General features: G+C 66.5%; 25 protein-coding genes. 10 read left to right on the top strand and 15 right to left on the bottom strand.

The genetic code is table 11. The features are described 5' to 3' along the window. The first annotated feature begins 82 nt into the window (after nt 1-82). Nucleotides 83-721 (top strand): ferric reductase-like transmembrane domain-containing protein, encoded by a 639-nt coding sequence (locus AC5P5S_RS01580; protein WP_012479414.1) that lies wholly within the window; start codon nt 83-85, stop codon nt 719-721. Nucleotides 722-774: 53 nt separating this feature from the next. On the opposite strand, the gene AC5P5S_RS01575 is transcribed toward AC5P5S_RS01580, so the two are convergent. The 5 genes from AC5P5S_RS01575 to AC5P5S_RS01555 form a co-directional block, all read right to left on the bottom strand. Further along, the gene (locus AC5P5S_RS01575) at nt 775-1911 is read right to left on the bottom strand and encodes a metallophosphoesterase (RefSeq protein WP_062606689.1); all 1137 of its coding nucleotides are present in this window, start codon (nt 1909-1911) and stop codon (nt 775-777) included. A 134-nt stretch (nt 1912-2045) separates the two neighbouring features. Next, nucleotides 2046-3584 (bottom strand): TerC family protein, encoded by a 1539-nt coding sequence (locus AC5P5S_RS01570; RefSeq protein WP_012479412.1) that lies wholly within the window; start codon nt 3582-3584, stop codon nt 2046-2048. Between the two features lie 43 nt (nt 3585-3627). Next, entirely contained in the window at nt 3628-3852 is a 225-nt protein-coding gene (locus AC5P5S_RS01565) for a helix-turn-helix domain-containing protein (protein ID WP_005408494.1), read from the bottom strand. After that, the gene (locus tag AC5P5S_RS01560; protein WP_005412578.1) at nt 3852-4319 is read right to left on the bottom strand and encodes a DUF2975 domain-containing protein; all 468 of its coding nucleotides are present in this window, start codon (nt 4317-4319) and stop codon (nt 3852-3854) included. The genes AC5P5S_RS01565 and AC5P5S_RS01560 overlap by 1 nt, the downstream gene beginning before the upstream one ends. Before the next feature lie 184 nt (nt 4320-4503). Beyond that, nucleotides 4504-5085 carry an NMCC_0638 family (lipo)protein gene (locus AC5P5S_RS01555; protein WP_005412577.1) on the bottom strand — a complete coding sequence of 194 codons (582 nt, stop codon included), beginning with the start codon at nt 5083-5085 and terminating at the stop codon, nt 4504-4506. 129 nt (nt 5086-5214) lie between these two features. Here AC5P5S_RS01555 and AC5P5S_RS01550 point away from each other — a divergent pair, with 129 nt between their 5' ends. Both AC5P5S_RS01550 and AC5P5S_RS01545 read left to right on the top strand, forming a co-directional pair. Further along, nucleotides 5215-5526: a metalloregulator ArsR/SmtB family transcription factor gene (locus AC5P5S_RS01550; RefSeq protein WP_004147836.1), complete on the top strand. Its 312-nt coding sequence runs from the start codon at nt 5215-5217 to the stop codon at nt 5524-5526. 24 nt (nt 5527-5550) lie between these two features. Then, nucleotides 5551-6945 (top strand): DUF2867 domain-containing protein, encoded by a 1395-nt coding sequence (locus AC5P5S_RS01545; protein ID WP_062606687.1) that lies wholly within the window; start codon nt 5551-5553, stop codon nt 6943-6945. A 38-nt stretch (nt 6946-6983) separates the two neighbouring features. On the opposite strand, the gene AC5P5S_RS01540 is transcribed toward AC5P5S_RS01545, so the two are convergent. After that, on the bottom strand, nt 6984-7415 hold the full coding sequence (locus AC5P5S_RS01540; RefSeq protein WP_005412573.1) for a pyridoxamine 5'-phosphate oxidase family protein: 432 nt from the start codon (nt 7413-7415) through the stop codon (nt 6984-6986). A 284-nt stretch (nt 7416-7699) separates the two neighbouring features. Here AC5P5S_RS01540 and AC5P5S_RS01535 point away from each other — a divergent pair, with 284 nt between their 5' ends. Then, nucleotides 7700-8134: a hypothetical protein gene (locus AC5P5S_RS01535; protein ID WP_005412572.1), complete on the top strand. Its 435-nt coding sequence runs from the start codon at nt 7700-7702 to the stop codon at nt 8132-8134. A gap of 35 nt (nt 8135-8169) precedes the next feature. Continuing rightward, nucleotides 8170-8676 (top strand): PaaI family thioesterase, encoded by a 507-nt coding sequence (locus AC5P5S_RS01530; RefSeq protein ID WP_049459123.1) that lies wholly within the window; start codon nt 8170-8172, stop codon nt 8674-8676. Nucleotides 8677-8685: 9 nt separating this feature from the next. On the opposite strand, the gene AC5P5S_RS01525 is transcribed toward AC5P5S_RS01530, so the two are convergent. The 4 genes from AC5P5S_RS01525 to AC5P5S_RS01510 form a co-directional block, all read right to left on the bottom strand. Beyond that, nucleotides 8686-10428 carry a GGDEF domain-containing protein gene (locus tag AC5P5S_RS01525; RefSeq protein ID WP_231336777.1) on the bottom strand — a complete coding sequence of 581 codons (1743 nt, stop codon included), beginning with the start codon at nt 10426-10428 and terminating at the stop codon, nt 8686-8688. A gap of 162 nt (nt 10429-10590) precedes the next feature. Next, nucleotides 10591-11616 (bottom strand): AI-2E family transporter, encoded by a 1026-nt coding sequence (locus tag AC5P5S_RS01520; protein ID WP_049448666.1) that lies wholly within the window; start codon nt 11614-11616, stop codon nt 10591-10593. A gap of 107 nt (nt 11617-11723) precedes the next feature. Next, the gene (locus AC5P5S_RS01515) at nt 11724-12776 is read right to left on the bottom strand and encodes a sensor domain-containing diguanylate cyclase (RefSeq protein WP_005408484.1); all 1053 of its coding nucleotides are present in this window, start codon (nt 12774-12776) and stop codon (nt 11724-11726) included. 146 nt (nt 12777-12922) lie between these two features. After that, entirely contained in the window at nt 12923-13930 is a 1008-nt protein-coding gene (locus tag AC5P5S_RS01510; RefSeq protein WP_043034159.1) for a LacI family DNA-binding transcriptional regulator, read from the bottom strand. A gap of 95 nt (nt 13931-14025) precedes the next feature. Here AC5P5S_RS01510 and AC5P5S_RS01505 point away from each other — a divergent pair, with 95 nt between their 5' ends. The 5 genes from AC5P5S_RS01505 to AC5P5S_RS01485 are packed head-to-tail and all read left to right on the top strand — an operon-like array spanning nt 14026 to nt 18658. Then, a complete protein-coding gene (locus AC5P5S_RS01505) occupies nt 14026-15078 on the top strand; it encodes a sugar phosphate isomerase/epimerase family protein (protein ID WP_049459127.1) in 1053 nt (350 codons plus the stop codon). A gap of 27 nt (nt 15079-15105) precedes the next feature. Then, nucleotides 15106-16323, top strand: coding sequence for a nucleoside permease (locus tag AC5P5S_RS01500; protein WP_049459128.1), 1218 nt, complete (start codon nt 15106-15108; stop codon nt 16321-16323). Nucleotides 16324-16335: 12 nt separating this feature from the next. After that, on the top strand, nt 16336-17460 hold the full coding sequence (locus AC5P5S_RS01495; protein WP_062606682.1) for a Gfo/Idh/MocA family protein: 1125 nt from the start codon (nt 16336-16338) through the stop codon (nt 17458-17460). Between the two features lie 19 nt (nt 17461-17479). Then, on the top strand, nt 17480-18343 hold the full coding sequence (locus AC5P5S_RS01490) for a sugar phosphate isomerase/epimerase family protein (RefSeq protein WP_049430406.1): 864 nt from the start codon (nt 17480-17482) through the stop codon (nt 18341-18343). Between the two features lie 18 nt (nt 18344-18361). After that, nucleotides 18362-18658, top strand: coding sequence for a c-type cytochrome (locus AC5P5S_RS01485; RefSeq protein WP_005408478.1), 297 nt, complete (start codon nt 18362-18364; stop codon nt 18656-18658). A 30-nt stretch (nt 18659-18688) separates the two neighbouring features. Here AC5P5S_RS01485 and AC5P5S_RS01480 read toward each other — a convergent pair whose 3' ends face one another. From AC5P5S_RS01480 to AC5P5S_RS01460, 5 genes are all read right to left on the bottom strand, one after another. After that, nucleotides 18689-19447, bottom strand: coding sequence for a 3-keto-disaccharide hydrolase (locus AC5P5S_RS01480; protein WP_005408477.1), 759 nt, complete (start codon nt 19445-19447; stop codon nt 18689-18691). Further along, nucleotides 19447-20022 (bottom strand): gluconate 2-dehydrogenase subunit 3 family protein, encoded by a 576-nt coding sequence (locus AC5P5S_RS01475; RefSeq protein WP_062606679.1) that lies wholly within the window; start codon nt 20020-20022, stop codon nt 19447-19449. The genes AC5P5S_RS01480 and AC5P5S_RS01475 overlap by 1 nt, the downstream gene beginning before the upstream one ends. Further along, nucleotides 20022-21707 (bottom strand): GMC oxidoreductase, encoded by a 1686-nt coding sequence (locus AC5P5S_RS01470; RefSeq protein WP_062606677.1) that lies wholly within the window; start codon nt 21705-21707, stop codon nt 20022-20024. Before AC5P5S_RS01470 ends, AC5P5S_RS01475 begins: the two co-directional genes overlap by 1 nt. Nucleotides 21708-21734: 27 nt before the next feature. After that, entirely contained in the window at nt 21735-22640 is a 906-nt protein-coding gene (locus AC5P5S_RS01465) for a hydroxypyruvate isomerase family protein (protein WP_062606676.1), read from the bottom strand. 202 nt (nt 22641-22842) lie between these two features. After that, a complete protein-coding gene (locus AC5P5S_RS01460; RefSeq protein ID WP_005408464.1) occupies nt 22843-23415 on the bottom strand; it encodes a single-stranded DNA-binding protein in 573 nt (190 codons plus the stop codon). Between the last annotated feature and the right edge of the window lie 196 nt (nt 23416-23611).

Below are 23611 nucleotides of genomic sequence, written 5' to 3'. Positions count from 1 at the left end.
TTGACCGGCCAGCGGCCGGCACTACCCCTTCCTTGACCGGCCAGCGGCCGGCACTACCGTCCCCCTACTTCGAGGTCTCATCATGGCTCCTTCCAACACGTCCTTCCTGCATGGCTGGCGCCTGTTCGTGGCCGTAGCGGTGGTCCTGATCGCCTTCGCGCTGGCGGCCTTCGCCCCGTATCCCGATGCAGCCGAAGGCAGCCGAGCCGCGATCCGGGTCACTGCCCGCACATCGTTCCTGCTGTTCCTGGCAGCGTTCACGGCATCGTCGTTCGCCAGCCTTCTGCCCGGCCCGTTCACCCGCTTCCTGCTGCGCGAACGGCGCATCATCGGCCTGTCCTTCGCGTTCTCGCACCTGTTGCATGCAGTCGCGATCACCAGTTTCGGCGTCCTCAACCCGGCGTTCTGGCCAGCACGATCCGCGCTGGCCAACCTCCCGGGCACGGTGGGCTACATTGCCATCCTGGCGCTGGCCATCACCTCGCACCGGGGGCTCGCCCGGCGCATGGGACCGACCGCCTGGCGTCGCCTGCACGTCACCGGCATGTGGATCATCGCGGCGGTGTTTACCTACTCGTACTTCAAGCGCGTTCCGGGCAACTTCTGGTATGCGGTGCCGTCGGCGCTGCTGTTCACCGCCTTCGTGGTGCGCTGGATTGCCAAGCGGGCGCAGGCGCTGCGCCGAAGTGCGCATGTGCGGCCGCCGCTGCGGGCGGCCTGACGGGCCGGGGTCAGATGCCTTTGCCGCAGGGAAAGGGATCTGACCCCCTAAGGTCAAGGCGCGCGGCGCAGCGTGATCAGGGTGATCTCCGACGGCACACCGATGCGCGCCGGGAAACCTGCCCAGAGGCCCGCACCGTTGCTCACGTACAGTGTCATCCCGTCCACGTCGTAGCGGCCGGAGACATAGCCGCCGTTGGCTCGTTTCACCAGCTGGTCCATACCAAAGATCTGCCCGCCGTGGGTATGCCCGGACAATTGCAGCTTCACACCGCGCGCGGCAGCTTCACGCGCATTGCGCGGGCGGTGATCGAGCAGGATCACCGGTGCAGAGGGATCGGCGCCGGCCAGCGCGGTTTCCAGATCCGGCAGCGGCAGGCCATAGCGTGCCGCCACCGGATCGGTGACGCCGGCGATGATCAGCGCAGCATCGCCGCGCCGCACCTGCAGGTGGCTGTTCTCCAGCACCTGCATGTGCAGCGCGCGGAACGCCTGCATCCACGCCTGGTACTGCGCGTAGTACTCGTGGTTGCCGGTAATGGCGACGACGCCGTCCGGCGCCCGCAGGTCCGCGAGCGGGCGCGCGTCGTCACGGCGGGCCTCGACACTGCCGTCGATCAGATCGCCAGTGATCACGATCAGGTCCGGTGTCAGTGCGTTGCTCTCGTCCACAACCCTGCGCACCCAGTCGCCGGTCAGCAGGCGGCTGGCATGGATGTCGGTCAGCTGCAGCACGCGATAGCCGTCGAACGCAGCAGGCAGATCCTTGATCGCCACGTCGATCTGCCGAGGCTGGGGCACGGCCATGCCCTGGCTGATGCCATAGCCACTCACAAGCAGCGCCAGCAGGCCGGCCAACGGCCGCAGCTTCAAGGCGCGCAGGACCGATACGATGCGCGGCCAACGCAGCAGGCGCGAAAGCAGCAGGCCGGCATCCAGTACCAGCATCATCAAGGCCAGCAGCAGTACCGCCGTGGAGCCGGTGGCCAGAACGGCGATGGCCAGCTTCGGGATCTCCGGCGAGGCCATCGTGCCCCAGAACATGGCGACGATGCGCAGCTGCACGGCAACGCCCACCAGCAGCAACGACAGCACGACCTTCATCCAGATGGGCATGCGCAGTGGCCAGAACAGGCGCCAGGCCACATACAGGCCCATCAACAAACCGATCGTACTCAGCACTGCAACCATCCATGACAGAAAGCGGGCCCGCCATGGTGACGGCTGCGGGTCGTGTTGTGTAGAGCCGGGCCCATGCTCGGCTGCTCAGGAAGCCGTCGAGCATGGCTCGACGCTACAGAACCCCGATCGCGTATGGCTCGACGCTACGGACGCGCCAGGCGCTCCACCCGCAGGCGGGCGATGCGACGCTTCTCCATCGCCAGTACGGTGATGCGAACATCCGCAATCTCCACCGCGTCACCGATGTCCGGCAGGCGCCCCAGACGCTCCAGCACCAGGCCGGAGATGGTCATGTAGTCGCCACTGCGCGGCAGCGATACGCCGGCCAGCCGCTGCAGGTCGTCCAGAGTCAGCGCACCGTCGGCCTCCCATTGGTCCTCGCCCTGCGCGACCACGCCATAGCGCTCGTCCTGGGTATCGACCAGGTCACCGGCAATGGCCGCCAGCAGGTCGTTGGCGGTCACCAGGCCTTCCACGCTGCCGTACTCGTCCACCGCCACCGCCAACGGCACCGGGTGCTGGCGGATCAGTTCCAGCGCCTGCAGCGCGCTGGCACTGGACAGCACGTACTGCGGCTCGCGCAGGTTGCCCTCCAGCTGCAGCGGCCTGCCCTGCAGCAGGTCGGCCAGCAGGTCGCGGCTCTGCACCACGCCACGCAGGCTGTCCAGGTCGCCATCACCCACCAGCAGGCGGGTGTGTGGCGACGCCACCAGGCGTGCCACCACATCCTCCTGCCCACGGGCCAGGTCGATCCACTGCACGTCGGCACGCACCGTCATCACGCTCGACACCGGGCGATCGGCCAGCCCCAGCACGCTGCGGATCATCTCGTGCTCCGCCGGCTGCAGGCGCTCTTCGGCATCGACGTGTTCGTCCGCGTTTTCGTCGTCGTGGCCATTGGCCGGGCGCGCGCCCAGCATGCGCAGCACGGCATCGGCGGTGCGCTGGCGGAACGGCTGGCGGCGCTCGTTGCGCTCACGGTTGAAACGCACCCACTGGTTGAACGCCTCGACCAGGATCGAGAAGGCAATCGCCGCGTACAGGTACCCCTTCGGAATCTTGTAGCCCAGGCCCTCGGCCACCAGGCTGAAACCGATCATCAGCAGGAAGCCCAGGCACAGCACCACCACCGTGGGATGCTTGTTGACGAAGCGCGTCAGGGGCTTGCTGGCCAACAGCATCAGCGCCATCGCGATGGTCACGGCGGCATACATCACGCCCAGGTTGTCGACCATGCCCACCGCGGTGATCACCGAGTCCAGCGAGAACACCGCGTCGAGCACCACGATCTGTGCCACCACCATTGCGAAGCTGGCGTAGACCTTCTTGCCATCCTCGTGGTGTTCGCGGCCTTCCAGCCGTTCGTGCAGCTCCATGGTGCCCTTGAACAGCAGGAACAGGCCACCGCCCAACAGGATCAGGTCACGCCCGGAGAAGCTGTGGTCGAACAGCGTCAGCAGCGGCTCGGTCAGTTTCATGATCCACGCCAACGCCGCCAGCAGCACCAGCCGCATCAGCAAGGCCAGCGCCAGGCCGATTACCCGCGCGCGGTCACGCTGGTGCGGCGGTAGCTTGTCGGCAAGGATCGCGATGAACACCAGGTTGTCGATGCCGAGAACGATCTCCAGCACGACCAGGGTTGCAAGGCCCATCCAGATCGAGGGGTCAGCCAACCATTCCATTTCAGGTCCGTTTCGTCAGTAGGTAAGGGAAAAGAGCGACCGCTCAGTCAGCGTCCTGTGCCTGCGCCGGGTCGTGCCCGAGCAGGTCGCCGGGCGTGCACTGCAGCTCGCGGCAGATCGCATCAAGGGTGGAAAAGCGGATGGCGCGCGCCTTGCCGGTCTTCAGGATCGACAGATTGGCCAGGGTGATGTCGATGCGCCCGGCCAGCTCGGACAGGGTCATGCCGCGTTCCTGCAGCATGCGGTCCAGGGTGATGACGATCGCCATCAGATGACACCGTCGAGGTCGTCGCGCATCGCTGCGCCCACGGCGAAGACGCGCGCCAACACGAACAGCATCAGCACGGCCACCAGGCCAGTGATCGACATGCCACCGCCGACCTCCATCCAGGTGAAATCCGGGCCCATCCAGGCCGAATAGGCACCGATCAGGATCGACAGCAGTTCCATTGCCAGCATCAGCCAGGCCATGCGCTGCAGGCGCCGTGCATTGGCGTGGGTGAACGGCCGCTCGCGCGCCGCCGACTTCAGCAGCCTCAGCAGATGGCGCAGGAACAGCAGGCACAGCACCAGCAGCGCGATGATCGCGCCCAGGCCCAGGCAGAAGTGCAGGAACAGATCATTGCCGTGCGCGGCAGCGGCCTCGGCGTCATGCACGCTGTCGAGCAGCCAGCGGCGGTCGTGGGCGACCAGCGGCACCGCCAGCAGTGCGGCCAGGATGCCCAGCCAGCACATCGCCCGGACGGCCTGTACGGCGGCCCGGGCCAGGGCAAACAGGCCTCGCGCGGGTCTGGCGCGGGCGGGACGAGCGGTCAAGCGGCCTCCGGTGTTGGGGTGGACGCGCCGCCCCGGGATGGATTTATCGATAAACGATATATCACACGCTGCGTGAAAGGCTGAACCGCAGGCGTGGCTCCTGTCAGGGCCCGGGCGCGCCCCGCTCCAGCATCGCCTCACCCGGCGTCGCAGAGGCCATCGCCTGCACACCGGCATCGGCGGCCTGTCGCGTGACCAGGCGGAAGCGCACCTGCAGCTTGCCCTGCCCCGGGGTGGCCCAGCCGTACTGGATGGCCACCTGATCGGCCGAGAGCGGCCCACGTCCCGGCAGCGAGCGCACCTGCAACGGCATCGGCGCGGCCTGCACCAACCGGGCGAATCCCTTCTGCACGACCGCCGCGTCGGCCTTCTCGGCGTAGACCGTGCACGTGCCATCGTCAGCCCAGCTCACCGCATAACGGCCACTGGCCAGGGGCACCATCCAGGCCACGCCCGATTGCCCCTGCAACAGCGTGGCGGCTTCGGCGGGCTGCAGCGGCGACAGCCCATTGGATTCCATCAGCGACTGCAACCGCGCCGGGGCCCCGATGTGCTGCATGCAGGCGGTATCGAACAACTCGCTGAAGGGATCCTGCGCCGGAGCCTTGGCCTTGGGCGTGCGCGCGGGTTGCGCCGCCGCCAGGGTGGGCAGCAGGGCCAAAGCCAGCCAGAACGCAGGACGCATCGGGATTCCACGCTACGAAGAACAGCAGGGAGGATGGCAAAGCCCGGGCGCGCCGCGCAATGGGTCATGGCTTGACAGCCGCCACCGGCGGGAGGAGTATCAGTTAACGAATTAGTTAATTAGCTCGCCATGGACCGCATCTTCGAAGCCCTTGCCTCCACCGCCCGCCGGCAGATCCTGGCCTATCTCAGCGCCGGCGAACTCAGCGCGGGCGAGCTGGCCGAGCGCTTCGACTTCAGCAAGCCGGCGTTGTCCAGCCACCTGCGCATCCTCGAGGAAGCCGGACTGATCGAACGCGAGAAACGCGGCCAGTTCGTGTACTTCAGGCAGGTACCCGACCGTTTGGCCAACACGTTGTTCTCGTGGGCGGCCGAAGTCTGCCCTGTCGGCGGCCCGCTCAAGCGTGAAGCCCGCGCCCGCCGCAAGTCCCCCGCCCGCTGATCCGCCCCGCCAAGGAGCATGACGATGCCTGGTTCGACCCGCGATCGCCGTTCGTTTCCAGCAGTGCAGCTTCCGGCACAGGACGGCGGCAGTCCGACCGAAGTCACCCTGATCGCGCAGCTCGGCATCGGTGCCGGTGACGCGCTGGTGAGTGACGCCGGCCAGCGTCAGCGCCACCACCCGGCGTTCATCGATGCGTTGGATGAACCTTCGGCGCGACTGGGTGGCATGCACCTGCAGCACGGGGATGCCTCCTCGCTGTACAGCTTCACCGTCGGTGCCGGTGGCCACCCGTTTCATCGCCATGCAGGCCCGCGCATGTTCACCGCCATCGCCGGCAGCGCGGGAGCCGAGCTGCGTTTCGCCACCGCCTCCGACACGCAGCTGGCAGCAGATCCCGGTGCCTTCGCGCGCACGCTTCGGCGCATCCGCATCCCACCGGACTGCCTGTTTACCGTGCGCTTCGGCGGCGGCACCTGGCACCAGTTCGCGTCGAACCATCCTGCACATCCCGCGCTGTTCGCGTTGTCCTGCCACAGCAATGAACTGGCCGGCGCGATGAGCGAGCAGGCGCGTGCACAGGTGCAACGCAATGCCGCCGATATCCCCAGCCTGACCGAGGTGCTTCCGAAATCGCACTGGCCTTCGGGCACTTCGCTTGCGGCGGCACCGCTGTTGCAACTGTCGCTGCAGGCGGCGCCTCCCAGCCTGTGCGCACACCTCTGCGCGCGTACCCGTGCCCTGCTCGGCCCGCTGCGCCGCATCCCCATGCGGCCGCTGCACGGGTTCGTCGAACGTGCCACACCGGCCTATCCCATCCGTTCGCGGCCCGCCGCCACCGATGGCCTGCTGCCCACAGCGCTGCCGCACAGCCACTACCAGGACCTGACCACCCTGTGCCTGGAACCCTCGCAGGTGGTCCACCGCTCCGCGTCGGCACTGCTGGCCGATGTACTGGACGGCTTCCTGCGCAATCCGCCCAGCGGCGTAGGCCATCTGATGGCGCTGCGAAACCGACTGGTGGCGCCGTTGCGGTTGCGCACGTCGCCGCTGGGATGCCCGGTGTCGTCACTGCTGTCCACCGATCGCAGCCGGTTGTTCGCTGGTCGATTTCCGGTGCTGGATTCGCACATCGATACGCAGGACAACGACGCCGAAGTCCTGCTCGGCGCCGACGATCGGCACCTGCGTTTCCGCAGCAGCGTGCGCGTGCAGCGGCGTAGCGATGGACATGTCGAGATCAGCCTGGGCTCTCGCGTGCAGACCCTCAATGCGTTTGGCAGCATGTACATGGCACTGATCGACGCCGGGCACCGGCACTATGTCGCGCCGGCACTGCTGCGGCGTGCGGTGGAACACGCCTTGGCACCGGAGCTGGCCAATGTTGGGGATCCGGCAGCGCACCCTGCGAACTGCTGACCCTGGAACACGATGCGCCGGGCCCTGCACGGTTCCGCTCAGATCACGATTTCGCCCTCGTCCTCGCCATCCCAGTAGTGGATGCGGCTGGCGCGCACGTGAATCAGCACCAGTCCCGGTGTATCCACGCCCTGTTCGAACCATCGCTCCAGGTCCTTCACCCAGTGCTGGCTCATCGTGGCCCGGTCGCGCACCAGCGCTGCCCTTCCCTGCACGTGCACGAACAACGGTGGCTTGCCCAGCAGCGACTTGCTGCCGGAAAAACCCAACGCGACGGCGGGGTCAGCTTCAATCTCGCGCACCATGTCGGTGTCTTCGGTGGTGAAAAACCAGCTGTCACCGTCATAGTCCACGTCGCCGTTGTTGCTCATCGGACGACCGGCAATCTCTCCGCCGGCGTGGGTCTGCAGCATCGTGAAATCGATGCCGGCCATTTTCCTGGACAGTTCAGGCAGGGTGAGCTGAGTCATGTCGTTGTCCCTCGTCGGATGGAATCCCAGCGTCTGCGCAGAGCGGTGACCGAAGCGTGGATGGGCAGTTGCGACCTCTTCACAGAAAACGCGATAGGGCGCATGGCACGTGTGTGACGCATTCCTCACCACCACACCCGCGTTAAAGGCGGATGGAGGAACGGTCCTCCACGCCGCGACACGCCTCTAACAGGGCATTGCCCGAGAATCGCGCAACCTCGCGATGCATCCGGCATGGCCGCCGGCATCACCGGGGCTCCCCTCCGCAACCGCATGGCCCCCACATGGACCTGTTCGCCTGGCTCGCGTTCGGCTGCTACCTGTTGGCGTTCTTCATTGTCTCGCTGTTTGCTGCGGCCTACCTGAAACGCTCCGACTTCATGCCCTACCACGGCCAGGCCGTGGGCCTGCCATGGAAGGAGGTCGAACCGCGCATGCAGTTGCTGCTGATGGCACTCATCCGCGTGGTCGGCGCCGGTTGGATCGCACTGGCCGGCGCCGGCGTGATGCTGGCCTGGCTGATCTTCTTCGGCGGGCACTTCGCGCTGCCGCAACTGCTGGCCTTCCAGCTGTTCTGCCTGGTCGCCACCGTGCCGCCGGTACTGGTCGCTTCCGGCGTGCGGCGACGCACCGGCGCGAGTACACCGGTGCCCGCCGGCGCCGCGGTGGTGCTGCTGTCGGTCATCGGATTCGTGCTGGCCCTGTTGGCACTGTCCTGATGCGTGCTCCCTCCTCTCCCTCCATCGAGGCTCCCATGAATCCCGAATCGATCTTCTACAGCGTGGTCAACGGTGATCTGCCGCCCTCCCAGGCGGGCACCCTGCTCGGCTGGCGATTCGTCGAATACGATGACGCACTGCGCCGCATCCATGTCGAGTTCGACGCCGGGCCGATGCTGACCAACCCGATGGGCAACGTGCAGGGAGGCTTCCTGTCGGCGATGCTGGATGACTGCATGGGGCCGGCGATCTACGCCACACTGCCCGCCAACCGCATCGCGGTCACGGTGGAATCCAAGACCAGTTTCGTCAGTCCGGCACGACCAGGGCGCATCATCGGTTGGGGCGAAGTCGAGCACAGCAAGGGGAGCATCGCCTTCACGCGTGGCTGGCTGACTGACCCGGCAGGCAACGTACTGGCCACCGCCACCGCCACCTTCCGGGTGGGTGCGCTGCGCTGGCGTGGATTATCGGTACCACGTCCGATCGCGCGCCGGATGATCGCGCGGACGCTGCGGCGGGTGCATGCACGCATCGGCTGACGCATGCCCTCAACGCGTGATGCGACCGCCACCCGCCACCCGTACCCGATCACGCCCCTGCGCCTTGGCCCGATACATGGCCGCATCGGCGGCTCGTAGCAGGGTGCGCCAGCCCAGCGCGTCGGTGCCGCCCTCGGCCACGCCGAAACTGGCGGTCACCCGCAGCACGGTGCCGCCGGCCAGCGCGATGTCCATCTGCTGCAGGGCCAATCGCAATGACTCGGCCAGCTGGCGGCCACCGGCCAGATCACCGTCGGCCAGCAGCACCAGGAATTCCTCGCCGCCATAACGGGCGATGCTGTCGCTGCGGCGCAGCTGATGCCGCAACAACTGCGCCACCCGCACCAGCACTTCGTCGCCGGCATCATGACCATGGCCATCGTTGATCGCCTTGAAGCGATCCACGTCCAGCAGGATCACCACGGCGCTTGCATCGCCCCCCGCGTGTCTCTGCTGCACCACCTCATCCAGCGCGCGCCGGTTCAACAATCCGGTCAGCTCGTCGGTGCCAGCGAGCTGGCGCAGCTCGCTGGTCAGTGCCGAGCGCTCGCGCGATTTCTCACGCAGTACTTCGATGGCGTCGAACAAGCGCTGCATCTCGGCCAGCGGGTGGGTGACATGCTGCTCCGGACCGGGTGCATCCGACGCAAGCTGGATCACCTGCGTCTGCGCCTGCAGCAACGGCTGCAGGATCTGCCGATGGGCAATGCGCAATGCCACGCCCAGCACCACCAGTGTGCCCAGCGCGGTCGCCACCAGCACGGCCAGGCGCATGGCCTCGCGATCGCGGGTGCGTTCAAAGCGGGCGATGGACACGCTCAGGTAGCCATCACGCAGCGCCTCAAGCGACTGCAGGGTCGGCACGTAGCGCGTGGTGAATTCGGCGGCGGTCCATGGCGGCGGCAGGCCTCGGCGGCCATCTTCGATCAACTGCTCGATCATCGGCAGCGATTCGCCGAAGAACTGCCGACGCGCCATGTCCCAGTGCCATGACAATTCCGGGTCACTGCGGAACACCGACTCGTGGCTGCCCGCCAACCGCCACAGCTCCAACAGGCGACCCTCGGTCTGCAGTGCAGCGCGTACCTGTTCCTCCCGCCATGCTCCTGGCACCGCCACCGGCGCCATCACATTCGAGGCCAGGCGGCCACCATGCTCGCGAAGATCGATCAGCACTTGGCCCTGCATCGCCGGAATCGCTGCTTCACGGTCGGCGCTGACCAGCACGTTGATCTGTGCCGAGGTCAGCAGGTGCAGGCGATCGACCACGGCGAACATGCCACTGATCGCACGCTCCACCTCCTCCACGCGGCGTGCTTCATGGGGTTGCGCCACGACCCGGTCGACCGCAGCCCGCGCCGATTGCAGGCGACGTTGCGCGTCGGCCAGCAGCCCATGCTCGTCGACAACTCCCGGATCAGCCTTGAACACGGTGTCCAGCTGCAGCAGGGCAGCATCGATCCGCTTGCGCGCGGCCGCCAGCTGCGCGGCCAGCCGTGCCTGCTCGGCCGCATCGGCCGGGTCGGCCCCCAGCAGGCTGTTGGCGGGGCCGCGTTCGGCCGACACCAGGTTGGCCAGGTCGAAGGTCTGCCGCAGCTGGCGCAGGCTGGCCAGGTTGTCCTCGGCGGCCGTGAAGCGCAGCGTGCCCTGCACCAGTGCGATGGCCATCAGCGGCAGCGTACAGACTACGAACAGCCCAGCCAGGATCCAGACCCAGGTCCGCAATCCGATGGGCGACGCCTTGCGGGCCATGCACATTTCCCCTGTAGTGCCGAACACTGTAACGGCCGGCTACACAGGCGCCAAGCCACTCGCGGGCCAACCGTGGCGGTGGGTATACCCTGCCGACCGCGAACGCACCGACAAGGCCGCGCGAACATTCGAACCGGGACAAATACGTCATGCCCAGCCGCGTCAGATCCAGCGCTGGTCGACCAGTTCGCGCTTCACGTAGGCATAGAACACCGGCGCGGCGACCAGGCCCGGCAGGCCGAAGGCCGCCTCCATCACCAGCATGGCCAGCAGCAGCTCCCAGGCACGCGCCTGGATCTCGCCACCGACGATGCGCGCATTGAGGAAGTACTCCAGCTTGTGGATCACGATCAGGTACAACAGCGCGGCCACAGCCACATAGAACGAGACCGACAACGCGACGATGCTGATGATGGTGTTGGAGATGATGTTGCCCACCACCGGCAGCAGGCCGGCGATGAAGGTGATCAGCACCAGCGTCTTGGAAAGGGGCAGGTGCACGCCGAACAACGGCAGCACGCCCAGCAGGAAGATGGCGGTGAAAATAGTGTTGAGCAGGGAGATCTTCACCTGCGCGAACACCACCTGGCGGAACGCGGTGGCCAGGCGGCTGGTGCGCCCGATCAGCTCCTGCGCCAGCGGCCCCATCGTCGGCAGCGGCAGTTCGTCGTACAGCGCAATCATCGCGCCCAGCACCATGCCGATCAGTACGCGTACACCCACCTGCACCACCGAGGTACCGGCCACGCCCAGCTGGCGCTGGTGCTCGGCGGCCCAGTCATTCAGCGCCGCACGCAGCGCCGGCATGTCCTCGGGGATATACGGCTGCAGCAGCGCCGGTACCTGGTGGCGCGACGAATTGAGGATATCCATCAGCCGTGCCAGCAGCGCGTCCGGCCCACCGGTCTCGTTGCGGAAGAACGACGCCACACCGATCCCGGCCAGCACCAGCGCGCTGATGATGATCGCCGACAGCACGATCACCGCGATCGCCCGCGCCCGTCCCGGCGGCAGCTTGCCTTCCACGGTGGACGCCAGCACATGGGTCAGCTGGAACACCAGCAGGCCCGACAGCAGCGTTACCACCAGGCCGAGCTTCAGCGCCAGCCACATGCCCAACAGCATCATCAGCCAGGCCGCGATCCTCGCAACGGGGGGCTTGGGCTGGGCAACGAGGGCGTCTTGCATGGGCGGCGCGTCCGGGCGGGGTGGCCCATGGTAGAGGATTGGCGTGCCGATTCCGCGTGCAGGATGAACGGGCGTTTCGGCCTCGTTCGGCGGCAGCCGTGCCGCACTCACTCGCCGTAGCTGGCTGTGTTCTTGCCCTGCCGCTTGGCGTGGTAGAGCGCGCGGTCGGCCAGTGCCAACCAGTCCTCGACACTACCGCCACGCGGCGTCGCGGCAATGCCGATACTCACGCTGAACTCCACGCCCGGCGTGGCCTGCCGTGCGGCCTCCAGCAGGTGCAGGCGCACCCGCTCGGCCACGTGCATCGCATCGACGGGCGCGCAGTCGCGCAGCAGCACCACGAACTCATCGCCCCCCAGCCGCGCGGGCGTATCACCAGGCCGGGCAAAGGTGCGCAATGTCGCCGCGATATGCCGCAGCACCTCGTCACCGGCGCGATGGCCATGCGAGTCATTGATGCGCTTGAAATCATCCACATCGAGCATCAGCAGGCAGGCAAAGCCGCCCTGGCCCTGGGCCCGGTCCAGCGCCTGCTGCGCACGCAGGATCAGGAAGCCACGGTTGGCCAGCTCGACCAGCGGGTCCATCCGGCTGAGCCGCTGCAGCTGACGGTTCTGCGATTTGACCCGGCGCGCCAGCTGCCAGCTGAGAATGCTGAGGCCGATGCCATACACGAACAGGAACGGGACACTCAGCACGATCGTGCGCTGCGAGGTGACCGGCTGGTAAGGGAAGCCGAGCAGCCACCAGGTGAGTGCGAAGCCCAGCAGCAGGGCCAGCGTGGCGCGCATCGCCAGGCGCACGCCACCGGCAGCGATCTTGTCGGCCACCAGCAGCGCGGCGAACAGTGCGCTGGGCACCGCGCTCAACGCCATGAAGGCGATCCAGCCACCGCCGAAGAAGGAGTCGGCCACCATGCAACGGAACTGGACGACCGCCGGCTGGCGGGAGCGCTGGGTCAGCAGCAATGCCAGTGCCGGCCACGCCAGCGCGTTGAGCAGCAGCAAGACCCACGCCAGCCCGCCATCCTGGCGTTCAAGCATGATCGAGGCGATGGGGATCGCTCCCAGTCCATTGCCGACGAAACGCATCCAGCCGATGCGACGTGCCGCGCCAATGCCTTCGACCGCGCCTTCCGCCGAATCGGTGAAGAATGGCATTGCCGCCCCCCTTGCGCGATCGCACCTGCTGCTAAGGCCCTTGCCGGGCTGCCTGCGATGAGTCTGACAGCTTTGCGTCAATTCGGGATCAAGGTTGCACGATATCGCGCGGGCCGGCTGCCACGCTCCGCGGCCCCACCCCGTGGTCACCTGCGTCGGGGCGCAGCCGTCGATCCCCGCACCATCAGGCTGAAATCCAGCGTCTGTTGAAGCGGAACATCCACCTGTTCGATGATGGCGAGCAGCAGGTTGACCGCGCGCGCGCCGATTTCCCGCATCGGCTGCCGGATGGTCGTCAGCGGCGGCGTGAGGTAGCGGGAAGACGCCAGATCATCAAAGCCGACGATGGACAGGTCTTCCGGCACGCGGATGCCCAGCTCCCGGCAGGCCGCCAGGGTGCCCAGCGCCATCTGGTCGCTGAAGCAGAAGATCGCCGTTGGTGCGGACGTGCCGTCCAGCAGCGCCATGGCAGCTGCATGGCCGGATTCCACTGAAAAATCCCCGGGCACGATGCTCAGCTGGCGCAGGCGGCCGCGCGCCTTGCCGGCCGCCCGCACCCCTTCCAGGCGCTGCTGGTGCAGGGGATTGTCCGGCGGCCCACCGACCACGGCGATCCGTTCATGGCCCAGTGCGTACAAGTGCTCCATGACGGCGCGTGCGGCGGCGGCATTGTCGATGTGAACACTGGGCAGGCCGAGCGCGGGATCGAACTCGCAGCCGTTGACCACCGGCGCGGCAGCCCCCCTCTGCTGGACAATCTCGCGCGCCGTCGGTGGCAGGCGATGGCCAAGCACGATCATGCCGTCGGCCTCGTTGCGCCGGAGCATCTGCGCGTAGCGCTCCTCGCGGTCGGGTTGGTCCTGCGTATCGCCCAGCAGCACCGCATAGCCGACAGCCTGCGCGGCGTCTTCCGCCCCTTGCAGGATCTGCGCGAAGAACGGGTTGGCGATATCCGGCACCGTGACCAGGATCTTGCCGCTGCGCTGGGTCTTGAGCGTGCGGGCAACCGTGTTGGGCACGTAGCCCAACGCCGCGGCGGCCTGCTCGATGCGCGTGCGCGTGGCCGGCAGTACTTTGTCCGGCCGCGATAGTGCACGCGACACGGTGCCGGCGGAGACGCCGACGTGCTTTGCGATGTCGTAGATGGTGGCCATGGCGTTAGTTCTCCCGCCCGCTGTGCACTGCACAACAGGTCTTGCGTAAGCCCCTGCTAGGATAATGCAATCGATTGCATCGAGGGCGAATCACGTTGAAGACGCTCAAGGGTCCAGCGCTGTTCCTGGCGCAGTTCATCGGCGACACGGCTCCTTTTGATCGGCTGGACACGCTGGCCGGATGGGCCGCGGGTCTGGGCTATTCTGGCGTACAAGTCCCCACCACGGCGCCCCACCTGTTCGATCTGGCCGAGGCCGCGCGCAGCCAGGCGTACTGCGACGGCCTCGCCGGCATGCTGGCCGGTCATGGCGTGCAGATCACCGAGCTGTCCACCCATCTGCAGGGGCAGCTGGTCGCGGTCCATCCGGCCTACGACAGCTTGTTCGACGGATTCGCACCCGCGGACAAGCGTGGCGATCCCGCCGCCCGCCAGGCCTGGGCGGTGGAGCAGCTTCTGTTGGCCGCCAAAGCCAGCCAGCGGCTGGGGCTGACCGCGCATGCCACGTTCTCCGGCGCATTGGCCTGGCCCTATTTCTATCCCTGGCCGCAGCGCCCACCGGGACTGGTGGAAGAAGCCTTCGCTGAACTCGGCCGCCGCTGGCGCCCGATCCTCGATGCCTTCGATGCCTGCGGCGTGGATCTCTGCTTCGAGATCCACCCAGGTGAGGACCTGCACGATGGCGCGACCTTCGAACGCTTCCTCGATGTGGTGGATCATCACCCCCGCGCCAAGATCCTGTACGACCCCAGCCACCTGCTGCTGCAGCAGATGGACTACCTGGGTTTCATCGACCGCTACCACGCGCGCATCGGCATCTTCCACGTCAAGGACGCGGAGTATCGCCCCAGCGCAAGCAGCGGCGTGTATGGCGGCTACCAGGACTGGATCGAGCGTCCGGGCCGCTTCCGTTCGCTCGGTGATGGCCAGATCGACTTCAAGGCGATCTTCTCGAAGTTCGCCCAGTACGACTTCCCCGGCTGGGCGGTACTGGAATGGGAATGCTGCCTGAAACACCCCGAGGACGGCGCACGCGAGGGTGCCGCCTTCATCCGCGCCCACATCATCCGCGTGACCGAACACGCCTTCGACGACTTTGCCGACAGTGGCACGGACGCCGCATCACTGCACCGCATGCTGGGAATCTGAGCCAAGACCGCCCCGGGAGGGCAAGCCATGACGCACGCCATGTCGCGCCTGGGCGCGATGATGTTTCTGCAGTTCTTCATCTGGGGGGCGTGGTTCGTCACCCTCGGAACCTACCTGGTGCAGGGCCCGCTGCAGGCCAGCGCCAGCCAGGTGGCCACCGCCTTCCTCAGCCAGTCCATCGGCGCGATCGTTGCGCCGTTCCTGGTCGGCCTGATCGCCGACCGCTACTTCGCGGCGCAGCGCATCCTCGCGGTGCTGCACCTGGCCGGCGCGGTGCTGATGTGGCTGGCGTCCACCGCCACCAGCTTCAGCGTGTTCTCGGCCTGCGTGATGGGCTACATGCTGCTGTTCATGCCGACATTGGCACTGGCCAACAGCGTGGCGATGCGGCACATGCAGTCGCCCGAGAAACAGTTCCCGCTGGTACGCGTGGCCGGCAGCATCGGCTGGATCGTCGCAGGCGTGCTGATCGGCTGGCTGGGCTGGGAGCAGGCCCATCGGCTTGAACTCACCTTCCGCATGGCCGCGCTGGCATCATTGGTGCTGGGCCTGTATGCATTCACCCTGCCGCACACGCCACCGCTGGCGCAGCAGCGCGATGCCGGACTGGGGCAGATCCTGGGGCTGGATTCGTTGCGACTGCTGAAGTCGCGCGCCTACCTGGTGTTTTTCCTGGCGTCCATCGCCATCTGCATCCCGCTGTCGTTCTACTACAACTTCACCAATCCGTATCTCAACGACCTGGGCGTGCGCGGCGCAGCAGGCCTGCAGTCGCTGGGTCAGGTCTCCGAAGTGCTGCTCATGCTGGCCATGCCGTTCCTGTTCGTGCGGCTGGGGGTGAAGACCATGCTGGCGGTCGGCATGGCCGCCTGGGTGGTGCGCTACGCCATGTTCGCCTTCGGCGATGCGGGCAGCGGCTTCTCGCTGCTGGTGATCGGCATCGTGCTGCACGGCATCTGCTACGACTTCTTCTTCGTCACCGGCCAGATCTACACCGATGCGCATGCCGGCCCCGCCGCGCGCAGCAGCGCGCAAGGCTTCATCACCCTGGCTACCTACGGCGTGGGCATGTTGATCGGCACCTTCCTGTCCGGCGCGGTGGTGGAGCACTTCACCACCGAGGCCGGCCCCGACTGGCAGCAGATCTGGCTGTTCCCGGCCGGCGTTGCACTGGTGGTGTTGATCGCCTTCCTGCTGCTGTTCCGCGACCGGCCGGCGGCCACGGCCGCGCCCTCCACACCCTGAGGATCCCCGTCGATGCCCAAGCTTGGAATCGCCATCGTCGGCGCTGGCATGATCGGTGCAGTGCATCGTCGTGCGGCACTACTGGCCGGTGCCGAGGTGCGCGGCGTAGCCGCCTCGTCACCGCAGCGCGCGCATGAGGCCGCGCAGTCCTGGAATGTCCCGCGCGCCTACCGGGATATCGAGGAGGTGATCGCCGATCCGCAGGTACAGGTGGTGCACGTGTGCACGCCCAACCATCGGCACCGCGCCATGGCACAGGCTGCGCTGGAAGCCGGCAAGCACGTGATCTGCGAGAAACCGCTGGCGACGACGCTGGACGATGCACAGGCGCTGGCGGCGCTGGCCGCATCGACCGGATTGGTTGCCACGGTGCCCTTCGTCTACCGCTACCACCCAGTGGTCCGAGAGGCACGCGCACGCATCGGCCAGGGCGATCTGGGGCCGCTGCACCTGATCCACGGCAGCTACCTGCAGGACTGGCTGCTGGACCCGGCCAGCAACAACTGGCGCGTGGACCCCGCGCTGGGAGGCACGTCGCGCGTGTTCGCCGACATCGGTTCGCACTGGTGCGACCTGGTCGAATGGGTCAGTGGCGAGGGCTTCGCCGAAGTGAACGCGGCGTTCTCCACGGTGATCGCCGAGCGTGGCGCCGTCAGCGGGCAGAGCTTCAGCACGCCAACGGCCGCCAGCGCGATGCAGGCTGTCACCAGCGAAGACGTAGCCGCAGCGATGTTCAGGACCGGCGCCGGCACGCTGGCGTCATTGACGGTCAGCCAGGTCTCCGCCGGGCGCCACAACCGCCTCTGGTTCGAGATCGATGGCGCCAAGGCCAGCGTGGCCTTCAATCAGGAGGATGCCGAACGACTCTGGATCGGCCTGCCCGACCAGCGTGAGGAAATTTTCGTGCGCGGTCCGGGCGCCGGCAGTGCCGATCAACGCCGCCTTTCCGTGCTGCCGGCCGGGCATGCACAGGGCTACGCCCAGTGTTTCGAGGCGTTTGTCGCCGACACCTATCGCGCCATTGAAGGCGAGCGGCCGCAGGGCCTGCCGACCTTCGAAGACGGTCTGCGCTCGGCACGGATCGTCGATCGCGTCATTGCATCAGCCAGGTCACGTACCTGGACCACCATCGGTTGAATTCCGGGAGGATCTGTTGATGAAAGCTCTTTTCCGTAGAAGTGCAAGTCTCGTCCTGCTGCTCGCTGCCCTGCCCGCCTTCGCGAGCGAAGCCGCCACCACGCAGAAGCCGATCGCGGTGCAGATGTACACCCTGCGCAATGCAGGCTCGCTCGATCAGCAGTTGAAGATCGTCCACGACGCGGGCGTCCGTGCGGTGGAAACGGTCGGTACGCAGAACACCAGCGCCACCGAACTCAAGCAGCTGCTGGACCGGTATTCGATCAAGGCGGTTTCGTCGCACGTGCCACTGGCCGAGCTGCGGGGCAACCTGGATGGTGTGGTGACGTTCAACCGGTCGATCGGCAACAGCACGCTGGTGGTGCCTTACCTGGACCAGAAGGACCGCCCAACCGATGCCGCGGGTTGGACCGCATTGGGCAAGGAGCTGGGCCGCATCGCCAAGCAGGTGCGCGGCAAGGGCATGCGCCTGGCCTATCACAACCACGACTTCGAGCTGGCCGACTTCGACGGCCAGACCGGGCTGGAGCTGCTGTTCGCAGCGGCCGGCCCCGACCTGCAGACCGAGCTGGACCTGGCCTGGGTCGCACGTGCGGGCCTGGACCCGGCGGTGATGCTGGGAAAATTCCGCGGTCGCGTGTTCGCGGTGCACGCCAAGGACAATGCGCCCAAGGGCCAGGCCCAGGACGAAGACGGATTCGCCGCCGTGGGCCAGGGCGTGCTGGACTGGAACGCGATCCTGCCCGCCGCTGCGGCGGCCAAGGTGCAGTGGTACATCGTCGAACACGACCAGCCACGCGACCCGGCCAAGGTCATCCAGACCGGCGCGGACTACCTGCGTGAACACCTGCCCGCCAACGTGCCCACCCGTGCACGGCGCTGACGCATCAGGGAGCCCCACATGAAGATGATCCTGGCAGTGGCCCTGGCCCTGGGCGGCATGAGCACTTCAACTGCAGCCGGGGCCAAGGACGATCCTGCCGCCGGCGCGAAACTCTATGCCCAGCACTGCACTGCCTGCCACGGTGCTGAACGCGCCGGCGTACCGCCGACCTTCCCGGCGCTCACCGACGTCGGCAAGCGGCTTCAGCCCGCCCAGGTCAAGGACAAGATCAGGAAGGGCGGAGGATTGATGCCGCCCTTTGCCCAGCTGTCGCAGCAGGAGATCGACGACCTCGCCAGCTATCTGGCGAAGTAGGCGGCCGGCGACAACGCCGGCCGCGTGCCGCTACAGTTCGCGCACCCAGATGTTGCGGTAGCTGACCCTGGAGTCATGCTCCTGCAGATAGAGCGGCGCGCACGCATGGGGTGCGTACGAAGGCGCACCGATGTACTCGGTCCTGCCTGCCAGCACGGTGTCGTCCTGCACGAGTACGCCGTTGTGCAGCACGGTGATGCGCGCGGGGGACGTCAGGCCGCCGCCCTGCGAGAAGCGCGGCGCCTTCCAGATGATGTCGTAGACCTGCCACTGGCCCGGTGCGCGCGAGGCGTTCACCCGTGGCATGGCCTGCTTGTAGATCGAACCCGCCTGGCCGTTGGCATACGTCGGGTTGTTGTAACTGTCGAGCACCTGCAGCTCGTACAGTTCCTGCAGGAAGATGCCGCTGTTGCCCCGGTTCTGGCCGTCGAAGCCCTTCGTCTCGGTGGGGGTACGCCATTCGACATGCAGCTGGACATCGCAGAAGCGTTGCCGGGTGCGGATGCCCTTGCTGCCCGGAACGACGGTCATGGCGCCATCGGCAACCGTCCAGGGCACGCGCCCGCCCTGCTCTGCCTCCCACGCCGAGACATCCTTGCCATCGAACAGCACGATGGCATCGGAGGGGGCCTTGCCTGGCGGCGTGGCCACGACTGCGGGCACGGGCGTCCACACTTCGGTCTTCTTCGGGTCACGCGCAGCGTCGGCGCCGTCCTGAGCGAATGCGGATGCAGCGGCCAGCAGGCCGGCCGTGATCAACGCAGGGCGGAGCATCAGGGTGGCGTCCATCAGCTGGTCCCCCACGCGGGCGTACCGGGGACATAGGCCAGGTCACCGTCGTAGCGGCCCGGCACGGCGACGTACTGCAGCACACCGGTCGCCCCGACCTTTGAAGTGAAGAAGCCGAAGATGGCCAGCTGCTTGATCATCGTGAAGTAATGCGGCATGGCCTCGCCTTCCTCGGGAGTGCCGGTCTCGGTCACGTCGGCATTGCGTGCCTTGGCTTCGGCGTCCAGCATTCGCAGCAACCCGGTGCGGGCTTCCGGCGTGAGCGATACGAAACGGCCACCGGCGCGCGTGTCGATGTCGGCCAGGCCGGCGCGGAACGTCGCCTGCTGCCGGACGGTGTAGCAGTCGCTGACGAACGTCGCCATGAACGCACCGGCACCCGCGTCCTTGGCCCCGGGCGTCCTTGTCCGCGGCAGGATGGTTTCGGCGATCTCGTCCAGCATGCCGATGTCGGCATCGGAGAACGCGGGCATCGCCCCGGCAGCCGGCACCTTGCCATGCACCAGCGCAGGCAGGCCAACCATGGCCGCACCGGTAGCGGCAACGATCATCTTCAACAGTTCGCGGCGATCCATCAGAGGTTCCCCGCTTTCAGTTCGCGTACCGCATGGTCGGCCGCGCGCGCGGTCAGCGCCATATAGGTCAGCGAGGGATTCACGCAGGCGCTGGAGGTCATGCAGGCACCGTCGGTCACATAGACATTGGGGGCATCCCAGACCTGGTTGTGCGCATTCAATACCGAGCTTTTCCGATCACGTCCCATGCGTGCGGTCCCCATTTCGTGGATGCCCTTGCCCGGGGCGTAGTCGTTGTCGTGCATCGTCACGTCCTTGACCCCGGCCGCCTCCAGCATCTCGGCGGCATCGGCGGCCATGTCCTTGCGCATCGCCAGTTCATTGGCGCGCATGGACACGTCCATCGCCAGCACCGGCAGTCCCCATTTGTCCTTGCGGTCGTGGTCCAGGCGGATCGTGTTGTCGTGGTGCGGCAGCATTTCACCGAACCCGGTCATGCCGATGCGCCAGTCACCCGGCACGGTCAGTGCCTCCTTCAGATCGGCACCGATGTTGAGCTCGGCGATCTCGCGCGACCATCCGGTGCGGCTGGCACCGCCCTGGTAGCCGAACCCGCGCAGGTAGCCGCGCTTGTCGGCCGCGACGTTGCGGAACCGCGGAATGTAGAAGCCGCAGGGACGGCGGCCGAAGTAGTACTTGTCTTCGTAACCCTCGACCCGGCCCGAGGCGCCCGCACCGAAATGATGGTCCATCACGTTGTGCCCCAACTCGCCGGACGAAGAGCCCAGCCCGCCGTCCCAGACGTCGGTGGCCGAATTCATCAGCAGCCACGTCGAGTTGAACGACGATGCATTGAGGAAAATGACCTTGGCCGTGTACTGGTAGGTCTGGCCGGTTTCGGCGTCGATCACCTCCACGCCACGCGCACGCTTGCGATCCTTGTCGTAGAGCACTTCCTTGACGATCGAGAACGGCCGCAAGGTCAGGTTCCCGGTTTTCATCGCCGCCGGCAGCGTCGCCGCCTGGGTCGAGAAGTAGGCACCGAAGGGACAACCCAGGATGCACTTGTTGCGGTACTGGCAGTTGACGCGTCCCTGCTCGGGCATCGGCTGGGTGATGTTGGCAGTGCGCGAGTGGATCATATGGCGCGTTCCGCCGAAGGCCTTCTTGATGCGCGCGGCCACATCCTTCTCGACGATGTTCAAGGGAATCGGCGGCAGGAACTCGCCGTCCGGCAGCACGTCCAGTCCTTCACGCGTGCCGGCGATGCCGGCGAACTTCTCTACATGGTCGTACCATGGCGCGATATCGGCGTAGCGGATCGGCCAGTCGGTGGCGATGCCGTCCTTGAGGTTGGCCTCGAAATCCAGATCGGAGAAGCGATAGCTCTGCCGCCCCCACATCAAGGAACGACCACCGACGTGGTAGCCACGGAACCAGTCGAAGCGCTTGGTCTCGATGTAGGGAGATTCCTGTTCATTGGCCCACATCCCTTCCAGGTTCTCGGCCAGGCCGTAGTCGCGCATCAGCACCGGGAACTCGGCCTTCATTGCCTGCGTTGGCCGGTTGCGGTGCGGGAAATCCCACGCCTCCTTCATCGCGTTGACGTAGTCCTTGACGTGCTCGATGTTGCGCCCGCGTTCCAGCATCAGGACCTTCAGGCCCTTCTCGGTCAGCTCCTTCGCCGCCCAACCGCCACTGATTCCCGAGCCAACAACAATGGCGTCGTAGTGATTATCTGCCATGGGTTTCTCACCTGGGTGGATATCGTTTCAGACGTCGCAGAGGCGGATCGCCTCGCGCAATGAGGCAACGGGATCGGGCGCTGCAGGCGTGAATTCCTGCGCCAGATACCCCTTGAAACCGGTGTCGCGGATCGCGCGACAGATGGCTGGATAGTGGAGCTCCTGCTGGTCTCCGATCTCGTTCCGGCCGGGCACGCCTGCGGTGTGGTAGTGCTTGAAGCAGGCGTGATGCTTGCCGATGGTGGCGATGATGTCGCCCTCCATGATCTGCATGTGGTAGATGTCGTAGAGCAGGCCGAAATTGTCCGAGCCGAGCCGCTGGCACAGCTCCACACCCCACGCGGAGTGGTCGCACAGGTAGTCGCGATGATCGACCTTGGAGTTGAGCAGCTCCATCACCAGCACCACGCCGCGATTCTCGGCATGTCCGAGGATGCGCTTGAGCCCGGCCTCGGCATTGGCCATGCCGTCCTGCGGGTCCATACCGTTGCGGTTGCCGGAAAAGCAGATGAGGTTTCGATAGCCGGCATCGGCGACAAGATCGATGTGCCGCGTGTAGCGTTCCACCAGCTGGTCGTGGAACTCGCGGCCGGCAAAGCCCTTGGTCAGGCCCAGTTCTGCGCCGTTGCACATCGAGCTGTACACGCCATTCGCCTTCAGCGTGGGCCAGTCTTCCGGGCCGACCAGGTCGATCGCGGCAAAGCCGATGTCCTTCACTGTCGTGCAGAGCTGGGCAACGGACAGCTGCGGGAAGGTCCAGCGTGCGACGGAATGCTTCAGGTTGCCCTTGAGTGGCGCCGTGGCGGCGAATGCGGGCAATGCGCCCGCGGTTGTCGCGGCCCCCAGGCCAATGCTGCCGGCAACTGCGATGCGCAGCGCATCGCGCCGCGTGAGCCCCCTCGAAGGAGCCGGTCTGATCGAATGGATGGTCATCCACCTTCCGGCCTCCCAACCGGTATCAAACGCAACGATTCACAGCAATGCAATCGATTGCACCATAGGGGAGGAAATTGTCTGTTTGCAAGTCGCGGTGCACGAAAAACTGATGGTGCGAGGCACAACGCAGATGGCATCGCGCAAAAAGAAAAGCCCCGCATGAGCGGGGCTTTCCTTTCTGCTGCGAACGAGCGTTCGATCAGAACGGAATATCGTCGTCAGCGAAGTCGTCCATCGGCGGCGCCTGCTGCGGCTGCGGACGCTGGTTGCCACCCTGGTTGCCGTAACCGCCGCCCTGGTTGCCGCCCTGGTTGCCATAGCCACCGCCCTGGCCACCACGCTGGCCGCCACCGCCGCCATACTCCTGGCGCGGAGCCTGCTGGCGCTGCGGACGATCGCCGCCGTAGTTGCCACCACCGCCGCCGCCACCGCCTTCACCGCGGCCGCCCAGCATCTGCATTTCATCGGCAATGATGTCGGTGGAGTACTTCTCCACGCCGTCCTGGCCGGTGTACTTGTCGTAGCGCAGGCTGCCTTCGACGTAGACCGAGCTACCCTTGCGCAGGTACTCGCCGGCGATCTCGCCGAGCTTGCCGAAGAACACCACGCGGTGCCACTCGGTGCGCTCCTGCTGGTTGCCATCCTTGTCCTTGCGGACGCTGGTGGTGGCCAGGCTGATGCGGGTGATCGCCATGCCGCCCTGGGTGTACTTCACGTCCGGGTCGTTGCCGAGATTGCCGACCAGGATGACTTTGTTGATGCCGCGCGCCATAGGTACCTTCGTCCGTTGTCCAGGGGCAGACCGCCAGTGATAGCACAGCCCCGGGCGGGGGTGCAGTAGGCGAGGCCGCCCCTGTTGAAATTTGGGGGAATGCGAGAACGATGCATCTTAGCATTGCCGCCGCCATCCGCCCGGTCAGAAGACCCCGGCCGCGCAGGAGGATTGAACTGATTTCCTTGTCCGGCAA

Source organism: Stenotrophomonas sp. YJH_SMC_54, from assembly GCF_059368435.1.
The sequence above is the reverse complement of the archived record's forward strand: the minus strand, read 5'-3'. Positions and strand labels throughout refer to the sequence as shown.

Coding starts and splice junctions, on each gene's coding strand:
- AC5P5S_RS01580 (WP_012479414.1), top strand. CDS start 83: ATGGCTCCTTCCAACACGTCCTTCCTGCATGGCTGGCGCCTGTTCGTG.
- AC5P5S_RS01575 (WP_062606689.1), bottom strand. CDS start 1,911: ATGGTTGCAGTGCTGAGTACGATCGGTTTGTTGATGGGCCTGTATGTG.
- AC5P5S_RS01570 (WP_012479412.1), bottom strand. CDS start 3,584: ATGGAATGGTTGGCTGACCCCTCGATCTGGATGGGCCTTGCAACCCTG.
- AC5P5S_RS01565 (WP_005408494.1), bottom strand. CDS start 3,852: ATGGCGATCGTCATCACCCTGGACCGCATGCTGCAGGAACGCGGCATG.
- AC5P5S_RS01560 (WP_005412578.1), bottom strand. CDS start 4,319: ATGTGCTGGCTGGGCATCCTGGCCGCACTGCTGGCGGTGCCGCTGGTC.
- AC5P5S_RS01555 (WP_005412577.1), bottom strand. CDS start 5,085: ATGCGTCCTGCGTTCTGGCTGGCTTTGGCCCTGCTGCCCACCCTGGCG.
- AC5P5S_RS01550 (WP_004147836.1), top strand. CDS start 5,215: ATGGACCGCATCTTCGAAGCCCTTGCCTCCACCGCCCGCCGGCAGATC.
- AC5P5S_RS01545 (WP_062606687.1), top strand. CDS start 5,551: ATGCCTGGTTCGACCCGCGATCGCCGTTCGTTTCCAGCAGTGCAGCTT.
- AC5P5S_RS01540 (WP_005412573.1), bottom strand. CDS start 7,415: ATGACTCAGCTCACCCTGCCTGAACTGTCCAGGAAAATGGCCGGCATC.
- AC5P5S_RS01535 (WP_005412572.1), top strand. CDS start 7,700: ATGGACCTGTTCGCCTGGCTCGCGTTCGGCTGCTACCTGTTGGCGTTC.
- AC5P5S_RS01530 (WP_049459123.1), top strand. CDS start 8,170: ATGAATCCCGAATCGATCTTCTACAGCGTGGTCAACGGTGATCTGCCG.
- AC5P5S_RS01525 (WP_231336777.1), bottom strand. CDS start 10,428: ATGGCCCGCAAGGCGTCGCCCATCGGATTGCGGACCTGGGTCTGGATC.
- AC5P5S_RS01520 (WP_049448666.1), bottom strand. CDS start 11,616: ATGCAAGACGCCCTCGTTGCCCAGCCCAAGCCCCCCGTTGCGAGGATC.
- AC5P5S_RS01515 (WP_005408484.1), bottom strand. CDS start 12,776: ATGCCATTCTTCACCGATTCGGCGGAAGGCGCGGTCGAAGGCATTGGC.
- AC5P5S_RS01510 (WP_043034159.1), bottom strand. CDS start 13,930: ATGGCCACCATCTACGACATCGCAAAGCACGTCGGCGTCTCCGCCGGC.
- AC5P5S_RS01500 (WP_049459128.1), top strand. CDS start 15,106: ATGACGCACGCCATGTCGCGCCTGGGCGCGATGATGTTTCTGCAGTTC.
- AC5P5S_RS01495 (WP_062606682.1), top strand. CDS start 16,336: ATGCCCAAGCTTGGAATCGCCATCGTCGGCGCTGGCATGATCGGTGCA.
- AC5P5S_RS01490 (WP_049430406.1), top strand. CDS start 17,480: ATGAAAGCTCTTTTCCGTAGAAGTGCAAGTCTCGTCCTGCTGCTCGCT.
- AC5P5S_RS01485 (WP_005408478.1), top strand. CDS start 18,362: ATGAAGATGATCCTGGCAGTGGCCCTGGCCCTGGGCGGCATGAGCACT.
- AC5P5S_RS01480 (WP_005408477.1), bottom strand. CDS start 19,447: ATGGACGCCACCCTGATGCTCCGCCCTGCGTTGATCACGGCCGGCCTG.
- AC5P5S_RS01475 (WP_062606679.1), bottom strand. CDS start 20,022: ATGGATCGCCGCGAACTGTTGAAGATGATCGTTGCCGCTACCGGTGCG.
- AC5P5S_RS01470 (WP_062606677.1), bottom strand. CDS start 21,707: ATGGCAGATAATCACTACGACGCCATTGTTGTTGGCTCGGGAATCAGT.
- AC5P5S_RS01465 (WP_062606676.1), bottom strand. CDS start 22,640: ATGACCATCCATTCGATCAGACCGGCTCCTTCGAGGGGGCTCACGCGG.
- AC5P5S_RS01460 (WP_005408464.1), bottom strand. CDS start 23,415: ATGGCGCGCGGCATCAACAAAGTCATCCTGGTCGGCAATCTCGGCAAC.